Here is a 16361-nt window from a genome sequence, read left to right as displayed (position 1 = left end):
AGCAACAATGGTTTTACCAATTGCCCTAAACAACGGGCGACACCCAATAGTGTAGTTTAAGGGAGGCATCACATGATTACTGGTATCCAGATTACTAAAGCTGCAAACGACGACCTGCTGAACTCTTTCTGGCTGCTGGACAGCGAAAAAGGCGAAGCGCGCTGCGTATGTGCAAAAGCAGGCTTTGCGGAAGATGAAGTTGTTCAGGTTAATGCCCTGGGCGAGATCGAATATCGCGAAATCCCAATGGAAATCAAACCGGAAGTGCGTGTGGAAGGCGGTCAGCATCTGAACGTTAACGTACTGCGTCGCGAAACACTGGAAGACGCCGTTAAGCATCCGGAAAAATATCCGCAGCTGACCATCCGCGTTTCTGGCTATGCCGTTCGTTTCAACTCACTGACTGCAGAGCAGCAGCGTGACGTGATTGCCCGTACCTTTACTGCCAGCCTCTAATCGCTGTCAGTATGCAGATAAAAAAACGCCGGGTTAACCCCGGCGTTTTTTTTACTCTTCTTTCTGCGAAGCTGGCTCGCTGCCGCTTGGCTTACGACGCTTGCCTATGTTCTTAGCATCACGGTGGCGTTGCTTCACGCGTGGTTTCTCTTTTTCTTTCTCTTTTTTCTCTGCACGCTTAGCGAGTACTTTCTTCGACGGCTTACCCGTCATTTTTTCGCTTGGCGGACGCGTCGTCGGACGCAGTTCATCAATCACGCGCGCTTTAACCGGCTCGTCGATATAGCGGCCCACTTTCTGCAGCAGCAGATAGTCATGCGCCTCTACCAGAGAAATCGCCGTGCCTTTCAGGCCTGCACGTCCGGTACGACCGATACGGTGGAGGTAGACATCTCCGCTGCGCGGCATGTCGAAGTTAATCACATGGCTCACTTCAGGAATATCAATACCACGCGCCGCCACGTCGGTGGCAACCAGCACATTTACGCGACCTTCAGTCAGGCGTTTAATCCCTTCGGTACGTTTAATCTGTGCCATCTCGCCTTCGAGATAACAGTTGTTAATCCCTGCGGCACGGAGTTGTTCAGCCAGTTCATGCACACGCTCGCGTTTACGTACAAAGACGATGGTACGCGTCGTATCATCCTGTTTTAACAGGTGCTTAAGTAACTCGAGCTTATGCTCGTAGTTATCGGCACGATAATACCACTGGTGAATTTTTTTGCGCTCACGCGTGGACGGCGTGGCAGAGACCTCAGCCGGATCGTCAAGCAGACGCTCAGCGAAGTCCTTAATGGCATCACCTTCAAGCGTCGCAGAAAACAGCATGGTCTGTTTGCGCCAGCGGGTTTCGCCTGCGATGTGTTCAATATCCTGCGCGAAGCCCAGCTCCAGCATGCGGTCCGCTTCATCCAGAATCAGCGTTTCAACAGCACGGCAGTCAAAGTTTTCTTCTTTGATGTACTGCATCAAACGTCCGGTGGTGGCGACCACGATATCCTGGTTCTCACTGAACACTTCAGCGTGGTTCATGTAGGCCACGCCACCGGTGATGGTCGCGATATCCAGATGGGTATTGGCGGCCAGTTCACGCGCATGCTCCGCAACCTGAACGGCTAACTCACGTGTCGGGGTCAGAATAAGGATACGCGGTGGGCCGGATTTCTTGCGGGGGAAATCAATCAGATGCTGCAAGACGGGCAGCAGGTACGCCGCTGTTTTACCGGTGCCTGTCGGCGCTGAACCGAGTACGTCGCGGCCTTCTAACGCAGGCGGAATGGCTGCCGCCTGGATGGCAGTCGGGCGTGTGAAGCCTTTATTCTGGAGGGCTTCCAGAAGGCTTTCGTCGAGTTCAAGTTCGGAAAAAGTCGTTACAGTCATGTTCTACCTCTGTGTGGGGCGCTGATTATAGACGTTATGGCTGCGATCTTCATCTGTTTGTGTGGATATCCCTTTTCCGTCGTTACGCTTTCCCCTATGCTACACCCGTTTCATTTTGAAGGTTGCTCTGACATGTCTCAACTCAAAGCGCAGTTGCGCCGCGATGGTTTTACCTTTAAGCAGTTCTTTGTCGCGCACGATCGCTGTGCGATGAAAGTCGGCACTGATGGCATTTTACTGGGGGCATGGGCACCGGTAGCGGGCGTTAAACGTATCCTCGATATTGGCAGCGGCAGCGGATTATTAGCGCTGATGCTGGCTCAGCGTACCGGGGAGTCTGTTACCCTGGATGCGGTTGAGCTGGATCCACAGGCGGCCGAACAGGCGGCGGAAAACGTGGCTGAATCACCCTGGGCTGCTCGTATCACTCTCCATTGTGCGGATGTACTTACCTGGGCGCCAGAGCAAACGGCTCGCTATGACTTAATTGTCAGCAATCCTCCTTATTATGAACCCGGCGTCGGGTGCGCAACGCCCGAGCGCGATCAAGCTCGTTCAACCGGCTCCCTCGATCACGGCGCGCTGTTAGCCTGTGCGGCGGCGTTGATCACCGAAGAGGGCTTTTTCTGCGTGGTATTACCGGAAAGCGCGGGCAGTACGCTTATTAATAACGCCCTGGAGATGGGCTGGTATTTACGTCTGCGCACCGATATTGCTGACACGGATGGCAGGCTGCCGCACCGTGTGCTGGTGGCGCTGTCGCCGAAAGAAGGGGAGTGCTTCAGCGACAGGATGGTGATCCGTGGGCCAGACCAGCGTTATTCCGAAGATTACACCGCGCTGACCCACCCGTTCTATCTGTTTATGTGAGCCAGCGGCGAGAGCACCGACGGCCCGGAATGCTCAAGCTGTTCCGGGTAGTCGAGCGTGTAATGCAGGCCGCGGCTCTCTTTACGCATCATTGCGCAGCGCACAATTAACTCAGCCACCTGAACCAGGTTACGTAACTCCAGCAAATTGTTCGATACGCGGAAGTGGGCGTAATACTCGTCAATCTCCTGCTGTAGCATTGTAATGCGGCGCAGGGCACGCTCCAGTCGCTTGGTAGTGCGCACAATCCCGACGTAATCCCACATAAAGAGGCGCAGCTCGTGCCAGTTATGCTGGATCACCACCAGTTCATCCGGGTTTTCCACGCGACTCTCATCCCAGGCAGGCAGGTTTTCCGCCTGGCGGGCATAAGGCATACGCTTGGTGATATCTTCCGCCGCCGACCAGCCGTAGACCAGACACTCCAGCAGGGAGTTAGATGCCATACGGTTGGCGCCATGCAGACCGGTATAACTCACTTCGCCGATGGCATACAGACCGTCGACATCGGTCCGGCCATGATCGTCCACCATCACCCCGCCGCAGGTATAGTGCGCCGCGGGCACCACAGGCATCGGCTCTTTGGTGATGTCGATGCCCAACCCCAACAGTTTTTCATAGATCGTCGGGAAGTGCTGACGCACAAACTCTTCGGGCTTGTGGCTGATATCCAGATACATGCAGTCCACGCCCAGGCGCTTCATTTCATGATCGATGGCGCGGGCCACGACATCACGCGGGGCCAGCTCGCCTCGCTCGTCGAAGTCAGGCATAAAGCGCGTGCCGTCGGGGCGTTTCAGGTGCGCACCTTCACCGCGCAGGGCTTCGGTAAGCAGGAAATTGCGGGCCTGAGGGTGGAATAACGCAGTGGGGTGGAACTGATTAAATTCCAGGTTGGCTACGCGACAACCTGCACGCCAGGCCATCGCAATCCCGTCGCCTGAAGAGATATCCGGGTTGGTGGTGTACTGATACACCTTAGAGGCACCGCCCGTTGCCAGCACCACTGATTTGGCGCGGCAGGTTTCTACCGTCTCTTTATTACGGTTCCAGACCCAGGCACCCACGACGCGGCGCGTGCCCGGCAGGCCAATCTTGTCGGAAATGATCAAATCCACCGCATTGCTGCGTTCCAGCACCTGGATATTCGGATGGCTCAACGCCTGGCTCACCAGCGTTGTTTCCACCTCTTTACCGGTAGCATCCGCAGCGTGCAGGATACGGCGATGGCTATGGCCGCCTTCCCGCGTCAGGTGGTAACTCTCTTCCCCGTTGGGCTGCACATGCGTATCAAACAACACACCCTGATCGATAAGCCACTGCACACAGTGACGGGCATTACTGGCGACAAACTCCGCGGCGTGTTTATCCACGATACCGCCGCCAGCAATCAGAGTATCTTCCACATGCGAGTCGATACTGTCCGTTTCATCAAACACAGCGGCAATCCCGCCCTGTGCATAGAAGGTGGAGCCTTCGCTGATGGGACCTTTGCTGAGGACAATCACTTTCTGGTGTGAGGCAAGTCGCAGCGCCAGTGAAAGGCCAGCGGCACCGCTGCCGATAATCAGTACGTCACAGGAGAGTTCAGAAATTGCGTTCATGATGTGTGTTTAATTTACTAAACAATGTTTGGCCAGCATAGCACCCGAGTGCGATGAATCGCACGTTTTTTTTAAGCCGGGTTGCAACGGCTAAACAGGGCGTCTGGCGCGGACAGACACAAAAAGAGCGAAAATATTTTGCGAAGCAGATCGTTAGCTTCAGATTATGTGGTGAAATAAAGCCCGTCTTGCGGTACCCTGCAAGCGGTAAAATGCCAATTCTTATCAGAAACTGGGTGCGTTTCAGTATCAGACTTATAATGATAGAAAATGAACAGTCTGCGACGCGATTAACAAAAACAAAGGCGTGACGGAACTTTTCGAAAAAAAGACCCTCAAAGCAACTGCTTGCTCACAGTGCAGTGTTTGGAGTGGCGTTTCGATAACGCGTGGATTTTAGGTTTGGGGAGACATTACCTCGGATGAGCGAGCAGTTAACGGACCAGATTCTGGTTGAACGGGTCCAGAAGGGAGATCAGAAAGCCTTTAACTTACTGGTGGTGCGCTACAAGCATAAGGTGGCGAGTCTGGTATCCCGCTATGTACCTTCAGGGGATGTTCCTGATGTGGTGCAAGAATCTTTTATCAAAGCCTATCGCGCGCTGGAATCTTTCCGGGGAGATAGTGCTTTTTACACCTGGCTGTATCGTATTGCGGTCAATACTGCCAAGAACTACCTCGTCGCTCAGGGCCGTCGTCCGCCTTCAAGCGATGTTGACGCCATCGACGCAGAAAATTTTGAAAGCGGCGGCGCGTTAAAAGAAATTTCGAACCCTGAGAACTTAATGTTGTCAGAAGAACTGAGACAAATAGTTTTTCGCACCATCGAGTCGCTCCCGGAAGATTTACGCATGGCAATTACGTTGCGGGAGTTAGATGGCCTGAGCTATGAAGAGATAGCCGCTATCATGGATTGCCCGGTCGGTACGGTTCGCTCACGAATCTTTCGTGCGCGAGAAGCTATTGATAATAAAGTTCAACCGCTAATCAGGCGTTGACGATAGCGGGATACTGGAAAAGGTATTAGGCATGCAGAAAGAACAACTTTCCGCTTTAATGGATGGTGAGACGCTGGACAGTGAGATGCTCAACGAGCTCTCTCGCTCTCCTGAGATGCAAAAAACCTGGGAGAGTTATCATCTCATCCGCGATACCTTGCGCGGTGATACCAGCGATGTCCTCCATTTCGATATCTCAGCTCGCGTAATGGCTGCCATCGAGAATGAACCTGTTTCTCAGGCCACTCCGCTGATTCCTGAAGCCCAACCGGCACCGCACCTGTGGCAGAAGATGCCTTTCTGGAACAAAGTGCGTCCCTGGGCGAGTCAACTGACGCAAATGGGCGTCGCTGCGTGCGTATCGCTTGCAGTTATTGTTGGCGTCCAGCAGTATAACAATCAATCTGAAGTGAGCCAGCAACCTGAAGCGCCAGTGTTTAACACACTGCCGATGATGGGCAAAGCCAGCCCGGTAAGCCTGGGTATTCCTTCTGATGCATCGGCAGGCGCCGGTCAGCAGCAGCAGGTACAAGAGCAACGCCGTCGCATTAATGCGATGTTGCAGGACTACGAATTGCAGCGCCGTCTGCATTCCGAGCAACTTCAGTTTGAGCAGGCGCAAACCCAGCAGGCTGCTGTGCAAGTGCCTGGAAACCAAACTTTAGGAACGCAATCGCAGTAATGAAGCAACTTTGGTGCGCCATGTCTCTGATGGCGGGTAGCCTGTTGTTCACTGTCAACGCCTCGGCTGATGTATCGTCCGGGGCGTTGTTACAGCAGATGAACCAGGCCAGCCAGTCACTCAACTATGAGCTGGCTTTTATCAGTATCAATAAGCAGGGCGTAGAGTCGTTACGCTATCGCCATGCCCGTCTTGATAAACAGCCGCTTGCCCAGCTTTTGCAGATGGATGGTCCGCGCCGCGAAGTCGTGCAGCGTGGCAATGAAATCAGCTATTTTGAGCCGGGTCTTGAACCCTTTACGCTGAACGGCGATTACATCGTTGATTCGCTGCCTTCGCTCATCTATACCGACTTCAAACGGCTTGCCCCTTACTACGATTTTATCGCCGTAGGTCGTACCCGCATCGCCGATCGGCTATGTGAAGTACTGCGTGTGGTTGCAAGGGACGGAACGCGTTACAGCTATATCGTCTGGATGGATGCGGAAACAAAATTACCCATGCGGGTTGATCTGCTGGATCGTGATGGCGAGACGCTGGAGCAGTTCCGGGTGATCTCCTTCACCATTGACGATCAGGTCGGCAACAGCATGCAGAATCTGGCAAAAGCCAACCTGCCGCCGCTGCTCTCTGTCCCGGCAGGCGATCCCATCAAGTTTAACTGGGCACCAGACTGGATCCCTCAGGGCTTCAGTGAAGTGTCCAGCAGTCGACGTCAGCTGCCGACGATTGATACCGCGGTTGAATCCCGTCTTTACTCCGACGGTCTGTTCAGCTTCTCGGTTAACGTCAATCGGGCAACACCGGTCAGCGCCGATCAGATGTTGCGTACCGGACGCCGCACCGTGAGTACCAGCGTGCGTGACAACGCCGAGATCACCGTGGTGGGCGAACTGCCGCCGCAGACGGCGAAACGCATCGCCGACAGCATTAAATTCAGGGCCGGACAATGATCAAAGAGTGGGCAACTGTCGTTTCATGGCACGAGGGCGTTGCGCTGGTTCACTGTGACGTTAAAGCGTCCTGTAACAGCTGCGCCTCCCGCGCCGGTTGCGGAAGCCGGGTGCTGAACAAACTCGGGCCGCAAACATCACATACCATTAGCGTGCCCAGCACAGAGCCGCTGGTGACAGGTCAAAAAGTCGAGTTAGGGATCGCCGAAGGCAGCCTGCTCGGCTCGGCGATGCTGGTCTATCTCTCTCCGCTGGTGGGGCTGTTTGCCCTGGGCGGTCTATTCCAGGTGCTGTTTGGTACCGATCCTGCCGCGATGTGCGGTGCAGCCCTGGGGGGCGTGGGTGGCTTTTTACTTGCCCGCGGCTTTTCGTCCAGGCTTGCCGTGCGCGAGGAGTGGCAGCCCGTTATTCTTAGCGTCGGCTTGCCCCCCGATCAACTTCGTGTCGAAATGCTCTCTTCTGAAGCCCGGTGATGTCACCGGGCTTTGTTTATTTACATCTCATAAAAGAAAACGCCGGATCTAAGCGCTAAGCTTGCTGGAAGAGCATTTCCCGGTGAAGGAGATGTAGTGTAGAATGCTGCGTTTTCGCACTGAAAAACGTCAGGCTATGAACAGCGGCCTCCAGGAATTCGTAAGGCATAATTATTTAACTATATGAAGAACATACGTAACTTTTCGATCATTGCTCACATTGACCACGGTAAGTCGACGCTGTCTGACCGTATTATCCAGATTTGCGGTGGCCTGTCTGATCGTGAAATGGCAGCCCAGGTACTGGACTCCATGGACCTGGAACGCGAACGCGGTATTACCATTAAAGCGCAGAGCGTTACGCTCGACTATAAAGCGTCTGACGGTGAAACCTACCAACTCAACTTTATCGACACCCCAGGCCACGTTGACTTCTCCTATGAAGTATCCCGTTCGCTGGCGGCCTGTGAAGGCGCGCTGCTGGTGGTTGATGCCGGGCAAGGCGTAGAAGCCCAGACCCTGGCCAACTGCTATACCGCGATGGAAATGGATCTTGAAGTAGTGCCGGTTCTGAACAAAATCGACCTGCCAGCCGCCGATCCTGAGCGCGTAGCGGAAGAGATTGAAGATATCGTCGGTATCGACGCTACGGACGCAGTGCGCTGTTCGGCAAAAACCGGTGTCGGCGTTCCCGATGTGCTGGAACGTCTGGTGCGTGACATCCCGGCCCCGGAAGGTGACGCTGATGCGCCACTGCAGGCGCTGATCATCGACTCCTGGTTCGATAACTATCTCGGCGTTGTCTCATTGGTGCGTATTAAAAACGGCACCATGCGCAAAGGCGACAAAATTAAAGTGATGAGCACCGGACAGGTCTATAACGCTGACCGTCTGGGGATCTTCACGCCAAAACAGGTTGACCGTACCGAGCTGAAATGCGGCGAGGTAGGCTGGCTGGTTTGCGCTATCAAAGACATTCTCGGCGCACCAGTAGGCGATACCCTGACCCAGGCGCGTAACCCGGCAGATAAAGCGCTGCCAGGCTTCAAAAAGGTAAAACCGCAGGTTTACGCGGGTCTGTTCCCGGTCAGCTCTGACGATTACGAGAACTTCCGTGACGCGCTCGGCAAGCTGAGCCTGAACGATGCCTCCCTGTTCTATGAGCCAGAAAGCTCAACGGCGCTGGGCTTCGGCTTCCGCTGTGGCTTCCTCGGCCTGCTGCACATGGAGATCATCCAGGAGCGTCTGGAGCGTGAATACGATCTGGACCTGATCACCACCGCCCCGACGGTAGTCTACGAAGTAGAGACCACTTCGAAAGAAGTTATCTACGTCGACAGCCCATCCAAGCTGCCGCCGCTGAATAATATTCATGAGCTGCGCGAGCCGATCGCGGAGTGTCACATGCTGCTGCCGCAGGAGTTCCTGGGTAACGTCATCACGCTGTGTATCGAAAAACGCGGCGTGCAGACCAACATGGTTTACCACGGTAACCAGGTTGCGCTGACCTATGAAATCCCGATGGCGGAAGTGGTGCTCGACTTCTTCGACCGTCTGAAGTCCACCTCCCGCGGTTATGCGTCGCTGGATTACAACTTCAAACGCTTCCAGGCCTCTAACATGGTGCGTGTGGACGTGCTGATCAACAGCGAACGCGTTGATGCGCTGGCGCTGATCACCCACAACGACAATGCCCCGTACCGTGGTCGCGAGCTGGTCGAGAAGATGAAAGAGCTCATCCCACGCCAGCAGTTCGACATTGCGATTCAGGCGGCCATTGGCAACCACATCATCGCCCGTGCGACGGTGAAACAGTTGCGTAAAAACGTTCTGGCAAAATGCTATGGCGGTGACGTCAGCCGTAAGAAAAAGCTGCTCCAGAAGCAGAAAGAAGGTAAGAAGCGTATGAAGCAGGTCGGTAACGTCGAGCTGCCGCAGGAAGCGTTCCTCGCCATTCTGCACGTGGGTAAAGACGGAAAATAATCCTATAAGGAGTTGGCATGGCGAACATGTTTGCCCTGATCCTGGTGATTGCCACCCTGGTGACGGGGCTGTTGTGGTGTCTGGATAAGTTTATCTTTGCCCCGAAACGCCACGAACGTCAGGCTGCCGCACAGGCGGCCACGGGCGACCAGTTGGATGCGAAAACCCTGAAAAAGGTCAGCCCGAAGCCGGGCTGGCTGGAAACCGGCGCTTCCGTCTTTCCGGTGCTGGCGATTGTGCTGGTGGTGCGTTCGTTTATCTATGAACCTTTTCAGATCCCATCCGGTTCGATGATGCCAACGCTGCTGATCGGTGATTTTATTCTGGTGGAGAAGTTTGCCTACGGCATTAAAGATCCGATCTACCAGAAGACGCTGATCGAAACCGGCCATCCGAAGCGTGGCGATATCGTGGTGTTTAAATATCCGGACGATCCGCGTCTGGATTACATCAAGCGCACCGTCGGCGTACCGGGCGATAAGGTGACGTATAATCCGGTCTCGAAAGAGGTGACGGTTCAGCCTGGTTGCAGTTCCGGTACGGCCTGTGGCAGTGCGTTAGCGGTGACTTACTCCGGCGTTGAGCCAAGTGATTTCGTGCAGACGTTTGCCCGTCGCAACGGCGGCGAAGCCACCAGCGGATTCTTCCAGCTGCCAAAAGGCGAGACCAAAGAGAACGGTATTCGTCTGAATGAGCGTAAAGAGACGCTGGGTGATGTAACGCACCGTATCCTGACCGTCTCCATCGCTCAGGATCAGCTGGGGATGTACTATCAGCAGCAGGGGCAGCAGCTGGCGACCTGGATTGTGCCACCGGGACATTACTTCATGATGGGTGATAACCGCGACAACAGCGCGGACAGCCGTTACTGGGGCTTTGTGCCGGAAGCGAATCTGGTTGGCAAAGCGACCACCATCTGGATGAGCTTTGAGAAACAGGAAGGCGAATGGCCAACCGGCGTACGGTTAAATCGTATTGGCGGCATCCATTAATTCCTGATAAATGAGCACGTAGTCTCTTTAATTAGAGGCTACGTGAATTATTTCAGTGATAAATCTCTTCTGACTAACGACAACCCCTGTCGTTGCGTATAGAATATTCCCCCGAAGTTTAAGGTTGGCGCTGATTCAGTGCCACGGCACACGAAACCGCGTTGGCTCCCTCAGGACGGTTTCGTGTGCTGCATTTTTGACGCATTTATTCTATTGGTATCGCATGAACCCCATCGTAATTAATCGGCTTCAACGGAAGCTGGGCTACACTTTTCAGCATCAGGAGTTGTTGCAACAGGCATTAACCCATCGCAGTGCCAGCAGCAAACACAACGAGCGACTCGAATTTCTGGGCGACTCCATTTTAAGTTTTGTTATTGCGAATGCGCTTTATCATCGTTTCCCGCGTGTGGACGAAGGTGATATGAGCCGCATGCGCGCAACGCTGGTACGTGGCAATACGCTCGCCGAAATTGCCCGTGAATTTGAACTGGGTGAGTGCCTGCGACTCGGGCCTGGCGAACTGAAAAGCGGCGGCTTCCGTCGTGAATCTATTCTCGCGGATACCGTCGAAGCGTTAATCGGTGGTGTTTTTCTCGACAGCGACATCCAGAAGGTTGAGCAGCTGATCCTGAACTGGTATCAGTCGCGCCTGGATGAAATCAGCCCGGGTGATAAACAGAAAGATCCAAAAACCCGTTTGCAGGAGTATTTGCAGGGTCGCCATCTGCCACTGCCATCTTATCTGGTAGTGCAGGTTCGTGGCGAAGCACACGATCAGGAATTTACCATCCATTGCCAGGTCAGTGGCCTGAGTGAACCGGTGGTTGGCACAGGTTCAAGCCGTCGCAAGGCGGAACAGGCTGCCGCCGAACAGGCGTTAAAAATGCTGGAGCTGGAATGAGCGAAGAAAAGAGTTACTGCGGTTTTGTTGCCATCGTCGGACGTCCGAACGTAGGCAAGTCAACCCTGCTGAATAATCTGCTGGGACAGAAGATTTCCATCACCTCCCGCAAGGCGCAGACCACCCGTCACCGTATTGTCGGGATCCATACCGAAGGAGCGTATCAGGCGATTTATGTCGATACCCCGGGTCTGCATATGGAAGAGAAACGCGCCATTAACCGTCTGATGAACAAGGCGGCGAGCAGCTCTATCGGTGACGTTGAGCTGGTGATTTTCGTGGTTGAAGGCACCCGCTGGACGCCGGACGACGAGATGGTGCTGAACAAGCTGCGCGACGGTAAAACCCCGGTGATCCTCGCGGTCAACAAAGTTGATAACGTGCAGGAAAAAGCCGATCTGCTGCCGCATCTGCAGTGGCTGGGTAGCCAGATGAACTTCCTCGATATCGTCCCGCTCTCTGCCGAGACTGGTCTGAACGTGGATACCATCGCGGGCATCGTACGTAAGCATCTGCCGGAAGCGATTCATCACTTCCCGGAAGATTACATCACTGACCGTTCTCAGCGCTTCATGGCGTCTGAAATCATCCGTGAAAAGCTGATGCGTTTCCTCGGCGCTGAACTGCCATACTCTGTGACCGTGGAAATCGAACGTTTCCAGACCAACGAGCGCGGCGGGTATGACATCAACGGGCTGATCCTCGTTGAGCGCGAAGGGCAGAAGAAGATGGTGATTGGCAACAAAGGCGCCAAGATCAAAACCATCGGTATCGAAGCCCGTAAGGACATGCAGGAGATGTTTGAAGCTCCGGTTCACCTGGAACTGTGGGTGAAAGTGAAATCTGGCTGGGCCGATGACGAGCGCGCGCTGCGTAGTCTTGGTTACGGCGACGACGTTTAAGTCACTAAAACGTGGATGGATGGCAAAGAGCCTTTGTCCTTCACAGCCGTCCGTGGAGCGAAACCAGCCTGATGCTGGACGTCTTCACGGAAGAGTCAGGCCGCGTGCGCCTTGTTGCCAAAGGCGCACGTTCCAAACGTTCTAATCTGAAGGGCGCGCTACAACCCTTCACACCGCTGCTGGTGCGCTTTGGCGGACGTGGGGAAGTCAAAACCCTGCGCAGTGCCGAAGCCGTCTCTCTGGCTCTCCCCCTCTCTGGTATTACGTTGTACAGCGGTCTGTATGTGAACGAGCTGATCACGCGCGTTCTTGAACATGAAACCCGCTTCTCTGAACTCTTTTTCGACTATTTGCACTGTCTGCAGGCGCTGGCAGGCGTTACCGGCTCGCCTGAACCGGTGCTGCGTCGCTTTGAGCTGGCGTTGCTCGGGCATCTGGGATACGGCGTCGATTTTCTGCACTGTGCGGGCAGCGGCGATCCGGTCGAAGACGCCATGACCTACCGCTATCGCGAAGAGAAGGGTTTTATCGCCAGCGTCGTTATCGACAACAGCACCTTCACCGGACGGGATCTGCGGGCGCTGGCGGAGCGCGAGTTTCCCGACGTCGGCACCCTGCGGGCGGCAAAACGCTTTACCCGCATTGCGCTCAAGCCGTATCTTGGTGGCAAGCCCCTTAAGAGCCGCGAATTATTCCGGCAGTTTGTGCCGAAGCGTTAACGAATCAAAAGAAAACCGAGGATTGTCATGGCTGAATTACTGTTAGGCATCAACATTGACCACATCGCCACCCTGCGTAACGCGCGCGGGACGGCATATCCCGATCCGGTTCAGGCGGCATTCATTGCCGAGCAGGCGGGCGCCGATGGCATTACCGTGCATCTGCGCGAAGATCGTCGTCATATCACCGATCGTGACGTACGTGTCCTGCGCCAGACGCTGGATACCCGCATGAACCTGGAGATGGCGGTCACCGAAGAGATGCTGGCGATTGCCGTTGAGACCAAACCGCACTTCTGCTGCCTGGTGCCGGAAAAGCGTCAGGAAGTGACCACCGAGGGTGGGCTGGACGTGGCCGGTCAGCTGGATAAGATGCGTGACGCCTGCAAACGCCTGGCCGATGCCGGGATCCTGGTGTCGCTGTTTATCGATGCCGATGAAGCGCAGATTAAAGCCGCCGCCGACGTGGGCGCGCCGTTCATCGAGATCCATACCGGCTGTTACGCTGATGCCGAAGATGACGCCACCCGGGCGAAAGAGCTGGATCGCATCGCCAGAGCGGCCACCTATGCAGCGGGCCTCGGCCTTAAGGTCAATGCCGGCCACGGCCTGACCTACCATAACGTTAAAGCCATTGCTGCCATCCCGGAGATGCACGAGCTGAACATCGGCCATGCGATTATCGGTCGTGCAGTGATGAGCGGGCTGAAAGAGGCGGTGGCTGAGATGAAACGCCTGATGCTGGAAGCGCGCAAGTAATGGCTATCCTCGGCTTAGGCACGGATATCGTTGAAATTGACCGTATCGAAGCGGTGATTGCCCGTAGCGGCGATCGCCTTGCCCGCCGGGTGCTCAGCGATAACGAATGGGCCATCTGGAATACGCACCAGCAGCCGGTGCGTTTTCTGGCCAAACGTTTTGCGGTGAAGGAGGCGGCGGCAAAAGCCTTCGGCACCGGGATCCGCAACGGCCTGGCGTTTAATCAGTTCGAAGTGTTTAACGATGAATTGGGTAAACCGCGCCTCAGGCTGTGGGGCGAGGCGTTAACGCTGGCGGAAAAGCTGGGCGTGGCGCATATGCACGTCACGTTGGCGGATGAACGCCATTACGCCTGTGCCACGGTGATTATCGAAAGTTAAATCTTGTCCGCGTGGTGCATCAGGACAAACTTGTCCCACAGTTGCTCTTCGGATTCAGAGTGTGCCGGATCCTTCAGGATGGTATTGGGGATAGGGCACACCTTCTGGCAGGTTGGCGTCTCGTAATGGCCAATGCATTCGGTGCAACGGTCGCTGTTAATCTCATAAATGCTGTCCCCCATCGAAATCGCCTGGTTCGGGCATTCAGGTTCGCACATATCGCAATTGATGCATTTTTTGGTGATTAACAGCGCCATCAGGAAATTCTCAGAAACAACACAAACAGGGCGGGCATTATACACAAAATCATTCAAGTTGCATCAAGGCGGCAAGTCTGAGAATCCCCAGGAGCTTACTCAAGTAAGTGACTGGGGTGAGCAGACGCAGCCAACGCAGAGGCAGCTTGAAGGATGACGTGTATATACGCGCATTCTCTGCTCAAACCAACTTTTTTACCAGCGCCTCACTGTGGCGAATGCGTTCCGGAGCCCGCTCCAGATCCTGTTGAACCAGCGCCATAAACAGCAGATCGGTCAGCAGCATCTGCGCGCTGGTGGAGGAGATCGCCGCGCTGCGGGTGGCCTGCTCTTCGGCAATGGTGTAAAGACAGCGGGTGGCCCGCTGCTGCAGCGCATTGGGGGTAAAGCCGGTGATCGCCAGAATTTTCCCGCCCACGCGCAAGGTTTCATCGGCGGCAAGGTTAATCTCCCGACGTTCGCCGGAATAGGAGATAGCCAGCAGCAGATCGTCAGGCGCCATCGCCTGCACGGTGGCCAGCAGGGCATGCATATCCTGTTCGACAATGGCGATCAGACCGATCTTATTCAGCTTCCAGCCAAAATTGCGCGCCACCAGCCCGGACGCGCCGATCCCGGTGAGGATCACCCGCCGGGCCGCGTGCAGCATGGCGACGCTCTCCAGCAGTTTCTCCTCGCTGTTCACGTCCAGCGTGGCGTGCATCGCCGCAACTTTCTCCTTGATCAGCTTTTCGCCCACCAGGCGCATCGGATCGTCGCCGCGGATCTGGTTGTGCACCGGCATGGACTGCGGATTCGGATTGCTGGCCAGGGCTTCACTCAGCGCCAGCTTCAGCGCCGGAAAACCTTTAAAGCCAATTTTTTGCGCGAATTTCACCACGCTGGACTGGCTCACGCCCGCCTCGCTTGCCAGCTGCTGGGAGCTTAAATGGCGGGCACGATCGGGCTGGGTAAGTAAAAAGTCCGCCAGTTTTTTATCGCTCTGGGCAAAGCCCGCGTATCGCTGGCGGATACGAATTAAACAGTTCATAAAGACTCCTGGCGAAATGTGATGACTGCAGCAAATGCGAATTCTGCTCGCCTGAATGAATTTTATATTCCATTATAATGCGACTATTATGAATTAAAAATTCTAGAGGCACAAAAAAATGAATCTCGGCTCACTGGTATCAGAATCCCGCAATCCACAGACCCTGGATCTCGACGCGCTCTCCACGCTTGACCTGGTTAATCGCTTTAACCAACAGGATACGCTGGTCGCGCAGGCAGTGAAAGAGACATTACCCGAGGTAGCGAAAGCCGTGGATGCCGCCGCCGCCGCGCTGAAAGCGGGCGGGCGTATCATCTACATGGGGGCGGGCACCAGCGGGCGTCTTGGCGTGCTGGATGCCTCTGAATGCCCGCCAACCTTTGGCGTCCCGCATGGTCTGGTCATCGGCCTGATTGCCGGTGGACCGGGAGCGCTGCTAAAAGCGGTGGAAGGGGCCGAGGACAGCAAACAGCTCGGCGAAGACGATCTTAAAGCTCTCAACCTGACCGCGCAGGACCTGGTGGTCGGGCTGGCTGCCTCCGGGCGCACGCCGTACGTAATTGGCGGCCTCGAGTACGCGAACCAGACCGGCTGCACCACCGTGGCAATCTCCTGTAACCCGGGCTCACCCATTGCCCAGGTCGCCGCGATCGCCATCTCGCCGGTTGTCGGCCCGGAGGCGTTGACCGGCTCCACCCGCCTGAAATCCGGCACCGCGCAAAAGCTGGTGCTGAACATGATCTCCACCGGGGCGATGGTGAAGTTTGGCAAGGTCTACCAGAACCTGATGGTGGACATGAAAGCTACCAACGTGAAGCTCATCGACCGGGCCTGCCGCATGGTGGTGGAAGCCACCGGCACCACCCGCGACGAGGCAGAAGAGGTGTTGAAACAGACCGGATATGACGTCAAACCGGCCATTCTGATGATCTTAAGCGGGCTGGATGCCGCAGCCGCGCGCGCCAGACTCGACGCGCATCAGGGATTCTTACGTGCGGCATTAGAAAACTAAAGAGGCG

General features: G+C 55.3%; 19 protein-coding genes. 15 read left to right on the top strand and 4 right to left on the bottom strand.

All coding sequences use genetic code 11. The features are described from left to right. The first annotated feature begins 72 nt into the window (after positions 1–72). Positions 73–456 (top strand): autonomous glycyl radical cofactor GrcA, encoded by a 384-nt coding sequence (gene grcA / locus G7090_RS17450; protein WP_039029771.1) that lies wholly within the window; start codon positions 73–75, stop codon positions 454–456. A 51-nt stretch (positions 457–507) separates the two neighbouring features. Here grcA and srmB read toward each other — a convergent pair whose 3' ends face one another. Continuing rightward, positions 508–1836 (bottom strand): ATP-dependent RNA helicase SrmB, encoded by a 1329-nt coding sequence (gene srmB / locus G7090_RS17445; protein ID WP_166183404.1) that lies wholly within the window; start codon positions 1834–1836, stop codon positions 508–510. A 132-nt stretch (positions 1837–1968) separates the two neighbouring features. Between srmB and G7090_RS17440 the strand changes: the two genes are divergently transcribed. Further along, positions 1969–2706: a tRNA1(Val) (adenine(37)-N6)-methyltransferase gene (locus G7090_RS17440; protein ID WP_166183402.1), complete on the top strand. Its 738-nt coding sequence runs from the start codon at positions 1969–1971 to the stop codon at positions 2704–2706. On the opposite strand, the gene nadB is transcribed toward G7090_RS17440, so the two are convergent. Beyond that, on the bottom strand, positions 2691–4310 hold the full coding sequence (gene nadB / locus G7090_RS17435; protein WP_166183399.1) for an L-aspartate oxidase: 1620 nt from the start codon (positions 4308–4310) through the stop codon (positions 2691–2693). The genes G7090_RS17440 and nadB overlap by 16 nt on opposite strands. Positions 4311–4658: 348 nt before the next feature. Between nadB and rseD the strand changes: the two genes are divergently transcribed. From rseD to acpS, 12 genes are all read left to right on the top strand, one after another. Beyond that, the gene (gene rseD / locus G7090_RS23830) at positions 4659–4736 is read left to right on the top strand and encodes a rpoE leader peptide RseD (protein ID WP_223263911.1); all 78 of its coding nucleotides are present in this window, start codon (positions 4659–4661) and stop codon (positions 4734–4736) included. After that, positions 4733–5308 carry an RNA polymerase sigma factor RpoE gene (gene rpoE / locus G7090_RS17425; RefSeq protein WP_166183397.1) on the top strand — a complete coding sequence of 192 codons (576 nt, stop codon included), beginning with the start codon at positions 4733–4735 and terminating at the stop codon, positions 5306–5308. The genes rseD and rpoE overlap by 4 nt, the downstream gene beginning before the upstream one ends. 31 nt (positions 5309–5339) lie before the next feature. Beyond that, positions 5340–5990: an anti-sigma-E factor RseA gene (gene rseA / locus G7090_RS17420; RefSeq protein ID WP_106994557.1), complete on the top strand. Its 651-nt coding sequence runs from the start codon at positions 5340–5342 to the stop codon at positions 5988–5990. Continuing rightward, on the top strand, positions 5990–6943 hold the full coding sequence (gene rseB / locus G7090_RS17415) for a sigma-E factor regulatory protein RseB (protein ID WP_106994558.1): 954 nt from the start codon (positions 5990–5992) through the stop codon (positions 6941–6943). Before rseA ends, rseB begins: the two co-directional genes overlap by 1 nt. Then, positions 6940–7416, top strand: a complete 477-nt coding sequence (gene rseC, locus G7090_RS17410; protein ID WP_106994559.1) for a SoxR-reducing system protein RseC — start codon at positions 6940–6942, stop codon at positions 7414–7416. Before rseB ends, rseC begins: the two co-directional genes overlap by 4 nt. A gap of 183 nt (positions 7417–7599) precedes the next feature. Beyond that, positions 7600–9399: a translation elongation factor 4 gene (gene lepA, locus G7090_RS17405; protein ID WP_106994560.1), complete on the top strand. Its 1800-nt coding sequence runs from the start codon at positions 7600–7602 to the stop codon at positions 9397–9399. A 17-nt stretch (positions 9400–9416) separates the two neighbouring features. Next, positions 9417–10391: a signal peptidase I gene (lepB, locus tag G7090_RS17400; protein ID WP_142486736.1), complete on the top strand. Its 975-nt coding sequence runs from the start codon at positions 9417–9419 to the stop codon at positions 10389–10391. A gap of 223 nt (positions 10392–10614) precedes the next feature. Then, on the top strand, positions 10615–11295 hold the full coding sequence (gene rnc / locus G7090_RS17395; RefSeq protein ID WP_106994562.1) for a ribonuclease III: 681 nt from the start codon (positions 10615–10617) through the stop codon (positions 11293–11295). Further along, positions 11292–12197 carry a GTPase Era gene (era, locus tag G7090_RS17390; protein ID WP_166183395.1) on the top strand — a complete coding sequence of 302 codons (906 nt, stop codon included), beginning with the start codon at positions 11292–11294 and terminating at the stop codon, positions 12195–12197. Before rnc ends, era begins: the two co-directional genes overlap by 4 nt. Positions 12198–12208: 11 nt before the next feature. Continuing rightward, complete coding sequence (gene recO / locus G7090_RS17385; protein ID WP_166183393.1) at positions 12209–12916, top strand: DNA repair protein RecO; 708 nt, start codon at positions 12209–12211, stop codon at positions 12914–12916. A gap of 27 nt (positions 12917–12943) precedes the next feature. Beyond that, positions 12944–13675, top strand: a complete 732-nt coding sequence (gene pdxJ, locus G7090_RS17380; protein WP_106994565.1) for a pyridoxine 5'-phosphate synthase — start codon at positions 12944–12946, stop codon at positions 13673–13675. Continuing rightward, complete coding sequence (gene acpS / locus G7090_RS17375) at positions 13675–14055, top strand: holo-ACP synthase (protein WP_106994566.1); 381 nt, start codon at positions 13675–13677, stop codon at positions 14053–14055. The genes pdxJ and acpS overlap by 1 nt, the downstream gene beginning before the upstream one ends. Here acpS and G7090_RS17370 read toward each other — a convergent pair. Together G7090_RS17370 and G7090_RS17365 are read right to left on the bottom strand one after the other, a co-directional pair. Then, positions 14052–14312 carry a YfhL family 4Fe-4S dicluster ferredoxin gene (locus G7090_RS17370; protein WP_106994567.1) on the bottom strand — a complete coding sequence of 87 codons (261 nt, stop codon included), beginning with the start codon at positions 14310–14312 and terminating at the stop codon, positions 14052–14054. The two genes, acpS and G7090_RS17370, sit on opposite strands and share 4 nt — an antisense overlap. Positions 14313–14493: 181 nt before the next feature. Continuing rightward, on the bottom strand, positions 14494–15342 hold the full coding sequence (locus G7090_RS17365) for a MurR/RpiR family transcriptional regulator (RefSeq protein ID WP_166183391.1): 849 nt from the start codon (positions 15340–15342) through the stop codon (positions 14494–14496). A gap of 118 nt (positions 15343–15460) precedes the next feature. Between G7090_RS17365 and murQ the strand changes: the two genes are divergently transcribed. Further along, positions 15461–16354 (top strand): N-acetylmuramic acid 6-phosphate etherase, encoded by an 894-nt coding sequence (murQ, locus tag G7090_RS17360; RefSeq protein WP_166183389.1) that lies wholly within the window; start codon positions 15461–15463, stop codon positions 16352–16354. Positions 16355–16361 lie beyond the last annotated feature (7 nt).

The organism is Leclercia sp. 29361, assembly GCF_011290365.1.
In the GTDB taxonomy this organism is placed as follows: Bacteria; Pseudomonadota; Gammaproteobacteria; order Enterobacterales; family Enterobacteriaceae; genus Enterobacter; species Enterobacter tamurae.
The sequence above is the reverse complement of the archived record's forward strand: the minus strand, read 5'-3'. Positions and strand labels throughout refer to the sequence as shown.

Coding starts and splice junctions, on each gene's coding strand:
- grcA (WP_039029771.1), top strand. CDS start 73: ATGATTACTGGTATCCAGATTACTAAAGCTGCAAACGACGACCTGCTG.
- srmB (WP_166183404.1), bottom strand. CDS start 1,836: ATGACTGTAACGACTTTTTCCGAACTTGAACTCGACGAAAGCCTTCTG.
- G7090_RS17440 (WP_166183402.1), top strand. CDS start 1,969: ATGTCTCAACTCAAAGCGCAGTTGCGCCGCGATGGTTTTACCTTTAAG.
- nadB (WP_166183399.1), bottom strand. CDS start 4,310: ATGAACGCAATTTCTGAACTCTCCTGTGACGTACTGATTATCGGCAGC.
- rpoE (WP_166183397.1), top strand. CDS start 4,733: ATGAGCGAGCAGTTAACGGACCAGATTCTGGTTGAACGGGTCCAGAAG.
- rseA (WP_106994557.1), top strand. CDS start 5,340: ATGCAGAAAGAACAACTTTCCGCTTTAATGGATGGTGAGACGCTGGAC.
- rseB (WP_106994558.1), top strand. CDS start 5,990: ATGAAGCAACTTTGGTGCGCCATGTCTCTGATGGCGGGTAGCCTGTTG.
- rseC (WP_106994559.1), top strand. CDS start 6,940: ATGATCAAAGAGTGGGCAACTGTCGTTTCATGGCACGAGGGCGTTGCG.
- lepA (WP_106994560.1), top strand. CDS start 7,600: ATGAAGAACATACGTAACTTTTCGATCATTGCTCACATTGACCACGGT.
- lepB (WP_142486736.1), top strand. CDS start 9,417: ATGGCGAACATGTTTGCCCTGATCCTGGTGATTGCCACCCTGGTGACG.
- rnc (WP_106994562.1), top strand. CDS start 10,615: ATGAACCCCATCGTAATTAATCGGCTTCAACGGAAGCTGGGCTACACT.
- era (WP_166183395.1), top strand. CDS start 11,292: ATGAGCGAAGAAAAGAGTTACTGCGGTTTTGTTGCCATCGTCGGACGT.
- pdxJ (WP_106994565.1), top strand. CDS start 12,944: ATGGCTGAATTACTGTTAGGCATCAACATTGACCACATCGCCACCCTG.
- acpS (WP_106994566.1), top strand. CDS start 13,675: ATGGCTATCCTCGGCTTAGGCACGGATATCGTTGAAATTGACCGTATC.
- G7090_RS17370 (WP_106994567.1), bottom strand. CDS start 14,312: ATGGCGCTGTTAATCACCAAAAAATGCATCAATTGCGATATGTGCGAA.
- G7090_RS17365 (WP_166183391.1), bottom strand. CDS start 15,342: ATGAACTGTTTAATTCGTATCCGCCAGCGATACGCGGGCTTTGCCCAG.
- murQ (WP_166183389.1), top strand. CDS start 15,461: ATGAATCTCGGCTCACTGGTATCAGAATCCCGCAATCCACAGACCCTG.